A 9,736-nucleotide genomic window follows, 5' to 3' on the forward strand; every position below is an offset into this window, starting at 1 on the left:
GGCCGGACGCCGCGCCGCCCCCCGCGTCCGGCCATGCCTCCAACCCCCTCGCCATCGCCGTGGTCGGCGTCAGCTCCCTGCTCCCCGGGTCCACCAGGACGGACGGCTTCTGGCGAGACGTCATGACGGGCCGGGACCTGATGACGGACGTCCCGCCCACCCATTGGCTGCCCGAGGACCACTACGACCCCGATCCCGCGGCCCCCGACAAGACCTACGCTCGCCGCGGCGCGTTCCTCGACCCGGTCGCGTACGACCCGCTCGCCTTCGGCACGCCACCCAACACGCTGCCCGCCACCGACACAGCCCAATTGCTCGCCCTGGTCGCCGCCGAGCGGGTGCTCGCGGACACCGGAGGCAAGCTGTCCGAAGCGGAGCGCGAACGCGCCGGCGTCATGATCGGGACCTGTGCTCTGAAGCTCCTGACGCATATGGCCGGCCGCCTCGAGCGACCCGTCTGGCACAAGGCGCTGCGCGCGAGCGGCTTCGACGAGGAGACCGCACGCGCCGCCTGCGACCGCATCGCGGAGCACTATGTCCCGTGGCAGGAAGCGACCTTCCCGGGGCTGCTCAGCAATGTGGTGGCCGGACGCATCGCCAACCGCTACGACCTGCACGGCACCAACTGCACCATGGACGCCGCCTGCGCCAGTTCGCTGGCCGCCCTGTCGGCAGCGGTCAGCGAACTGACCCTGGGCAGGGCCGACTTGATGCTGGTCGGCGGCGTGGACACGCTCAACGACCCGATGATGTACCTGTGCTTCAGCAAGACACCCGCCCTGTCGCCCACCGGTGACTGCCGGCCGTTCTCCGATCAGGCGGACGGCACGATGCTCGGCGAAGGCCTGGTGATGTTCGCCCTGAAGCGTCTCGCCGACGCCGAACGGGACGGCGACCGCATCTACGCCGTGCTGCGCGGCATCGGCACCTCCTCCGACGGCCAGGGCAACGCCATCTACGCACCGCTCTCGGCCGGCCAGGCCCGCGCTCTGCGGCGTACGTATGAGATGGCGGGCTACGGCCCGGACACCGTGGAGCTGGTCGAGGCGCACGGCACCGGTACCAAGGCCGGGGACGCCGCCGAGTTCGCGGCGCTGGCCGAGGTGTTCGCCGCATCCGGCCGTACGGACGCGCAATGGTGCGCGCTCGGGTCGGTGAAGTCGCAGATCGGGCACACCAAGGCGGCCGCCGGTGCGGCCGGTCTGCTCAAGGCCGTCCTCGCGCTGCATCACAAGGTGCTGCCGCCGACGATCAAGGTCGACCGCCCGAACCCCGCCCTCGGTATGGCGGCCAGCCCTCTCTACCTCAACACCGCGCCTCGCCCCTGGGTACGGGGTCCCGGGCATCCGCGGCGGGCCTCGGTGTCGAGTTTCGGGTTCGGCGGCAGCAACTTCCATGTCACGGCGGAGGAGTACGTACCCGCCGAGGGCACCTCGGACGGCAGGCCGGCTTGGCGCTTCCGCACGGCGCCGACCGAGCTGGTCCTGCTCAGCGCCGGTTCCGCCTCGGCTCTTCGGCAGCGGGCCCAGGAGCTGGGCGGAGCCGGCGGCCACCTGCCCGACGTGGCCCGTCGCAGCCAGCAGGAGTTCCGCCCCACCGACGCGGCCCGCCTCGCGGTCGTGGCCGCCGATCTCGACGAGCTCGCCGCGCGCCTCGACCAGGCGGATGCCGCGATCGCCCGGGACCCGGAGGGCGAGTTCAGCCTGCCGGGCGGCAGCCACTACTCGGGGCGCCCGCCACAGCCGGGCCGTACCGCGTTCGTCTTCTCCGGGCAGGGCAGCCAGTACACCGGCATGGGCGCCGAGGTCGCGCTGCACGTTCCCCAGGCGCTCGGGGCCTGGGACGAGGCGGCGGCCTGGCCGGTCGGGGGCCGGCCGCTGCACGACGTGGTCTTCCCGCGCCCCGGGTTCACGCCCGCCGACGAGAAGGCGCAGCAGTCGCTGCTCACCGCGACGGAGTGGGCGCAGCCTGCGCTGGCCGTGCAGTGCCTGGCACTCCTGCGGGTGCTGTCCGCACTCGGCCTGGAGCCGGACTGTGTGGCCGGACACAGCTTCGGGGAGCTGGTCGCCCTGCACACGGCGGGCGCGTTCGACGCCGAGACCTTGGTGCGGCTCGCCAGGCGCCGCGGCGAACTGATGCGTGACGCTGGAGAGCGGCCCGGTGCGATGCTCGCCGTCACCGGGCCGGCGCGCCGTGCCGACCGGCTGCTCACGCTCCTCGACCATGAGGAGATCTGGGCGGCGAATCACAACTCGCCTCAGCAGACGGTCCTTTCGGGCACCACTGACGCCATCGCCGAGGCGGAGCGGCACGCCGCCGACGCCGGGCTCGAGGTGCACCGTCTGGGCACCGCGACCGCGTTTCACAGCCCGCTCATCGCCCCCGCGGCCGAGCCCTTCCGCGCGTTCCTCGACGACTTGCAGATCACCGCGCCCCGGATTCCCGTGTACGGCAACGCGGACGCGGACCTCTATCCCGAGGACCCCACCGCCGTACGCGGCCGGCTCGGCGAACATCTCGTGTCGCCGGTGCGGTTCGCCGACGAGATCGAGGCGATGTACGCCGCCGGAGTACGCACCTTCCTCGAGGTGGGTGCCGGTGCGGTGCTCACCGGTCTGGTCGGCCAGATCCTCGGCGACCGGCCGCACCTCGCGGTGAGCCTCGACCACAAGGGCCGCAGCGGAATCACCAGCCTGCACGAAGCGCTGGGCCGGCTCTCCGTGGCAGGCGTGCCCCTGAACTTCCAGGAGCTGTGGGCACCGTATGCCCCGCCCCGGCCCGAACCCGATGAGAAAAGGAACGCCATGACCACGCAGATTCTCGGTGTGAACCACGGCAAGCCCAACCCTCCGGCGCGCGCGGAGCTCGAACTGCCGCCGCCTGCCGCCGCGCAGAGCGCCGGGGCTCCGGCAGGGAATCAGCCCGAGCCGCGCCGGGAACCGGCAGCGGAATACCAAGAGCCGGCTCCTGAATACGTACCGGCCGACAGCGCACCGCCCTCGACGGTGCCGGCCGGCTATGCGCCGCCCGCTCCCGTCACACCGGACTGGTTCAGCACCTTCCAGGAGACCCAGCGCCGCACCGGCGAGGTGCATGCCGCGTACACCCACGCGATGGCGCAGAGCCACATCGCCTTCATGCGGACGGCCGAGGCGTCCCTGACCGGGCTGACAGCCGTGCTCGGCGGCGCCTCCTCGACTCCCGTATCTCCTCTGCCGGTTCCCGAGTTGTCAGCCCCTCCTGAGCCGGTCGCCCTGCCCGCGCCCCGGATCGAGCCGATGCCCGCACCGCCTGTCACCCATGCCTACGCAGCGCCCGAGCCGGGACCGTACGTCACGAACGGTGCCGCCCCGGCACCCGCCGCTGCCCCGGCACCCCCGGCACCGATGCCCCCGCCGGAGGCCCTGACTCCCGCGCCCGAACCCCCGGCACAGGCACCGGCACCGACATCCGCACCCGGCGAGGGCCAGAGTCTGGAGGACGCTCTGCTCGGCATCGTCGCCGATCTGACGGGCTATCCCACGGACATGCTCAACACCACGATGGACCTGGAGTCGGACCTGGGGGTGGACTCCATCAAGCGGGTCCAGATGCTGTCCAAGGCGCGTACGGCCCTGCCCGACCTGCCTCCCGTCGACCCTGCCGAACTGGGCCGGCTGCGCACCCTCGGCGAGATCGCCGCCCGCCTCGGCGGCGCCAAGCGCGAGCCCGCCGGCGGCGGTTCGGCCGGCGGGGCTGCCTCGGAAGCGTCCGACGCCGACCCGGAGGGTGATCCAGGCCGCGGCCTCGCCCGCCTCGTACCGCGCTGCGTGCCCGAGCCCGCACCGGGCCTCGCCCCGGTGGGTCTGCAGGACGAAGAGGTCCTCGTCACGCCTTGCGACAACGCTGTCACCGAGCCGCTGGTCGCGGCACTGCGTCGCCGGGGCCTGACCGCTCGGGCCGTCGACACGGTGCCCTCGGATACCGCGGCGGTGATCCATCTCGGCGGACTCGCCCCGGCGAAGGACGAGATGCTCGACGGCGTACGGGACGCGTTTCGCGTCGCACGGACCATCGCGCCCCGACTGGCCGAGCAGGGTGGCACCTTCGTGACGGTCCAGGACACGGGGGGCGACTTCGGCACCGGCGCCGACTGCGGACGCCCCCTTCTTGGCGGGTTCGCCGCGCTGGCCCGGACCGCCGCCCGGGAGTGGCCGCGGGCCACGGTCAGGGCGATCGACTGCGCGCGCGGCGACCGCGCCCCGGACGCCATCGCGGAACAACTCGCGCAGGAGCTGCTGACCGGCGGCTGCGACAGCGACGTCGGACTGCGCACCGACGGCGGCCGGACGGTGCTGCGCGCGACGCCGGTCGAGGGTGACACAGGTCCGGCAGGTGCGTACGGCGGGCGGCTCGGCCCCGATTCGGTGATCGTCGTCACCGGCGGCGCCCGTGGGGTGACCGCCGCCTGTCTGGCGGAACTCGCCCGCACGCACCGGCCCCGCCTCGTTCTGCTGGGCCGCACCCCGCTGCCCGCCACACCGGACCCGGAACTCGCCACCGCACAGACCGAGGCGGCGCTCAGGGCGCTGATCCTGGAGCGGGCACGGGCCGGCGGCGAACCGGTCACGCCTGCCGCCGTGCGGGCCGCGGTGAACGCCGAACTCGCAGAGCGTGAAGTACGCGCCACACTCGAGGTGTTGGAGAAAGCCGGGTCCACGGCCCGCTATCACGCGGTGGACGCCACCGACGAGACCGCCGTCCGCGCGGTCCTGGACGAGGTACGCGCCCAGTGGGGTCCGGTCACCGGTCTGGTGCACGCCGCCGGCGTACTCGCCGACAAGAACATCGCCGACAAGACGCAGGAGCAGTTCGAACGAGTCTTCCGTACGAAGGTCGACGGACTGCGGGCCCTGCTCGCCGCGGTGGCCGACGATCCCCTGGACCTCCTGTGCGTGTTCTCGTCCGTGGCCGCGTGGGCCGGCAACGCCGGGCAGTGCGACTACGCCATGGCCAACGAGACCCTGGAGCATCTTGCCGTCGCCGAACGGGCCCGGCGCCCCGACTGCCTGGTCAAAGCGCTTGCCTGGGGGCCTTGGCAGGGCGGAATGGTGCGACCCGAACTCGCCGCCCATTTCGAGGAGCGCGGCATCCCGCTGATCCCCCTCGCCGACGGCGCCCGGGCGTTCGTCGCCGAGCTCGACCACGGCGATCCGGCGGACGTACGCGTCCTGCTGACCCCGGACGCCGGGACGGTCACCCTCGACGGTGACGGTACGGCCACCGCTGTCACCGAAGTCCGGTTCAGCCGGGCTTCGCACCCGCAGCTGACCGACCACGCCGTCGCGGGCACTCCCGTGGTGCCGCTCGCCCTGGCCGCCGAGTGGTGTCTGCGGGCCGGGCGGGCCACGGCGCTCACCGACCTCGAAGTCGTACGCAAGATCTCCCTGGACGGCCCCGAGGACGCGTCGCACCGCCTCGTGGTCCGGGCCGAACTCCCCCAGGGACCTGTGGAACTGCGGGCACGGGACGGCGGCACGCATTACCGGGCCCGCATCTCGGGCGAGAGCCAGCCACCGGCGCCTCCCCCGGAACCTGCCGGCCTGCGCCCGCCTGCGCTCTCTACTCCGTACGACGACCCCGTGCTCTTCCACGGGCCGCTCTTCCAGGCCGTACGCACCCTGCACACGGTGGGGCCGGGCGGCGCCACCGCGACCGTCGTGGGAGCGAAGGCCCTGGGCTGGCCCGACGAAACCTGGCGCAGCGACCCGGCAGCAGTCGACGGCTGTCTGCAGACCGCGCTGCTGTGGGCCTCGCAAGGGCTGGGCCGCGCCGTACTTCCCATGGGCGTACGCGAGTTGCGGATCTCCGGCCGCAAACCCGCCTCCGGGGCCCTGCGTTGCGTGGTGCACGCCGGGCCGGTCCGGGGCGACGAAGCCGAGTGCGATGTGTTCCTGACCGACGACGGACACCTCAGCGTGGCGCTGCTCGGCGTGCAGCTGATCACCCGGCCCGACTGACCGGGGCCCACCACCCACCAGCGCACCCGGCCCTCGCACGAGAGATGAGACAGACATGCGCTTTCCCCCGATCGCCGTCGTCGGCCGTGGCTGCGTGCTGCCCGGCGCACTCGACCCGGACGCCCTGTGGCGGACGGTCGCCGAAGGCCGGATCCGGCTCGGCCGGGTACCGGAAGGCCGGTGGGGCCTGTCTCCCGAACGGGCCATCGGCCAACCCGGCATGTACGAACCGGACCGGGCCTGGCACGACATCGGCGGCTACGTCGAGGGCTTCGACGAACAGTTCGATCCCACCGGATTCGCCCTGCCCGCAGAGAACCTGAGTGTGCTCGACCCCTCCGTCCGCTGGGTTCTGCACACCGCTCGGGAGGCGTTGCGGGAGGCCGGATACGAGGCGGGCCCGGCGCCGGGCACCGGTCTGGTGCTCGGCAACCTCTCCTTCCCCAGCGCGGGGATGGCCGCGTACGCGGAGCAGGTGTGGCGACGCACCGGAGCGGACGTCCGCACCGGGACCGATCCGCGCTCCCGATTCGCCTCAGGGCTTCCCGCACACCTCACCGCCCGCGCGCTGGGGCTGGACGCGGGAGCATACGCACTGGACGCCGCGTGCGCGTCCGCGCTGTACGCCCTGAAGCTGGCCTGCGACCGGCTGCACGACCGCACTGCGGATGTGATGGTGGCCGGCGCGGTGAACTGCGCTGACGATCTCTTCGTCCATACGGGTTTCAGTGCGCTGTCCGCGCTGAGCCGGTCGGGTCGATCACGCCCGTTCCACCGGGCGGCCGACGGCCTTGTGCCCGCGGAGGGCGCCGTCCTGGTCGCCCTGATGCGGCTCGAGGACGCGGTGGCACAGGGGCGTCGGGTCCTCGGTGTCGTACGCGGCGTGGGCCTGGCGAACGACGGACGCGGCGCGGGACTGCTCGTACCGAGTGAAGAGGGCCAGGAGCGGGCGATGCGCGCGGCGTACAAGGGCGCGGGCCTGGATCCCGCGTCGGTGTCGCTCCTGGAGTGTCATGCCACCGGCACACTGGTGGGCGATCGTACGGAAGTACTCAGCACCGCGCGGGTGTTCGCGGCGGCGGACGACCTGGCGATCGGCTCCGCCAAGGGAAACTTCGGGCACCTGATCACGGCGGCGGGCGGGGCCGGGCTGCTGAAGGTGCTCGGCGCGATGGAGGCAGGCATTCGCCCCCCGTCGCCCGCCTCGGACGATCCGCTGGAGGCACTGTCGGGGACGCCGCTTCGGCTGTCGCGGGGGACGGAAACATGGCCGGGGGCGCGGCGCGCCGCCGTCAGCGCGTTCGGATTCGGCGGCAACAACGCGCACATCGTCGTCGACTCCTGGGCGGACGGGCCCGACCGGCTCAGCGAGCGGTACAAGCCCGGGCGGCGCAAAACGCGCCAGGGCACGCCGCGCAAACAGGCACAGGTCGCGGTGGTCGCGCTCGCGGCACGCGTCGCAAACGGAGCCGGGACGGCGGACTTCACCCGCGCGCTGCTGCTGGGTGCGGACCATGCTGCGCCGCGCGAGCAGGTCGAGGTGTCGTTGGACGAACTACGGTTCCCGCCACGCGACCTCGAGGCGGCCCACGCTCAGCAGCTGCTTCTCCTGGATGCGACAGGGGAGGCGGCCGCCGGTGTACGGCTGCCCCGAGAGCGGACCATGGTGCTCACCGGAATGGGCTGCGACCCCGAAGTGGCGAGGTACAACGCCCGGTTGCGGGCGCACGACCTGGAGCGGGACGCGTTCGGCGACCCATTGGACTCTCCTGCCGTGGTCGGCACCATGGCGAACATCACCGCGAACCGGATCAACGCCCAACTGGACCTGGCGGGCCCGAGCTTCGCTGTGCACGCCGAGGAGGCGTCAGGGCTGGCCGCCCTGGAGATCGCCGCTCGGGCGATCCAGGCAAAGGAGGCCGACGCGGCCGTGGTCGGCGCCGTGGACCTGTCGCACGAGCCGGTACACCGTGCCGCGTTGGCCGAACTCGGGGTCGAGCAGCCTCCTGGGGACGCGGCCGTCGTCCTGGTCCTCAAGAACCTGGCGCTGGCGAAGAAGGACGGCGACCAAGTTCTCGCGTTGCTGGAGAACAACGAGGACTGCGAGGACAACGAGGGCGCGGCGGAGCTGCACGTGGGCAACGCCTGGGGCACGGAGGGAGGAAGGACGCATGGTGATGACGGCGCTGCGCTGATCCCGCACTTCGATCCCACCGCCTTGTTCGGCGCCCCTCACGCCGCGGTGGGCCTCCTTTCCGTGGCCGTGGCCGTGCTGGCCCTGCACCACCAGGTACGGCCACGTGCCGGGAAACCGGCACGCCCCTGGCTGGAAGGGCGAACGGTCCGGGTGCGGACCGGCGTACTTGAAGCACCACCGGTGCAGTGCACCCTGCGCGGTGCCCAAGTGCGCGGTGTGCTGGGCGAACCCGCGCCGAAGCTGCACCTGTACTCGGGCGCGGACCGGGGCGGCGTGCTGGACGCCCTGGCCGCCGAGGTGGAGTCGCCGGCCGGCCCGGCACGGCTCGCGCTCGTCGCACGAGACGGTGCTGAGCTGGACGAGCTCCGGAAGGCTGCCCGGCAATGGCTGCTCGGAAAAGCACCGCAGCCGCCCGGCGTGGCGTTCCGCGAGGCCCCGATCGACGGCGAGATCGCCTTCACCTTCGCCAGCGGCGCGGCCGCATACACGGGTATGGGCAGCGAACTGACCCTGGCTCTGCCCAAGTTGGTCCGTCGCCTGGGGCAAGGCCCCAGCTCGCTCCCCGGCTCCGTCCGCTGGGTGTACGACCAGGACGACAAGCCCGACCGTGTGGTCAGGCAGATCTGGGGCGCGTCCTACCTGTGCCAGCTGCACGCGCTGCTGACTCGTGACGTGCTGGGCATCACCCCGCAGGCCACCATTGGATACTCCTCCGGCGAGGTCAACGCCTTGTTCGCGATGGGCGCTTGGACCGATGCGCCGGCCATTGTCCGCGACGCGGGTTCCTCACCTCTTTTCGCCGAGGAACTGGCCGGCTCATTCGCCGCCGTCCGTCGGGTGTGGGAGCGCGAGGGCATCGCGGGTGAACGGTGGGCGACGCACCTCGTCGGCGCGAGTGCCGAACAGGTACGGGAGGCCATCGCGGCCGAGCCGGCCGTGCATCTCATGGGCATCAACTCCCCCGACTGCTGCACCGTCGGCGGCGAGTCCGTCGCCTGCGAGCGGGTACTGCGACGGCTCTCGCCCCAGTACGCACTGGCGCTGGACTACGACATGGCCGCGCACGCGCCCGAGGTGCGCGAGGTGCGCGATGCCTGGCGTGAGTTGCACCTTCGGCCCACCCGCCACGTACCGGATGTTCGCTTCTACACCTGCGGCACCCGCGAGCACTACACGGCGAGCGCGGACGCCGCCGCCGACGCGATCACCTCCCAGGTGATCAACACGGTCGACTTCGTGGGCACGGTGGAACGCGCCTGGCAGGACGGTGTGCGCGTGTTCATCGAGCACGGACCCAAGTCCCTGTGCACCGACTGGATCCGGAAGATCCTGGGCGACCGTGAACACCTCGCCGTGGCCCTGGACGCCCCGGACCGCCACGATGTCCGGCACCTCATGCGTTCGGTGGCCGAACTGGCCGCGGCCGGAGTCCCCTTGGACTCCGCCGCACTCCATGACCTCCTGTCCGCTGCCGCACCCCCAAGCCCGCGCCGCGACGGCCGGCGGCTCACCTTCCCCGCCCATCCGCCCGCCGTCCGCC

At 72.6% G+C, this 9,736-nt stretch carries 2 protein-coding genes; both read left to right on the forward strand.

Annotated elements, in window-relative coordinates; all coding sequences use genetic code 11:
* Positions 1-59: 59 nt before the first annotated feature.
* A complete protein-coding gene (locus G6045_RS36290) occupies positions 60-5,999 on the forward strand; it encodes an SDR family NAD(P)-dependent oxidoreductase (RefSeq protein WP_328708029.1) in 5,940 nt (1,979 codons plus the stop codon).
* 55 nt (positions 6,000-6,054) lie between these two features.
* Positions 6,055-9,736, forward strand: a 3,682-nt coding sequence (locus G6045_RS36295; protein ID WP_165336484.1) for a type I polyketide synthase, incomplete at its 3' end; no start/stop codon positions are given.

The sequence above is a fragment of the Streptomyces mesophilus genome (genome assembly GCF_011044995.1).
In the GTDB taxonomy this organism is placed as follows: domain Bacteria; phylum Actinomycetota; class Actinomycetes; order Streptomycetales; family Streptomycetaceae; genus Streptomyces; species Streptomyces mesophilus.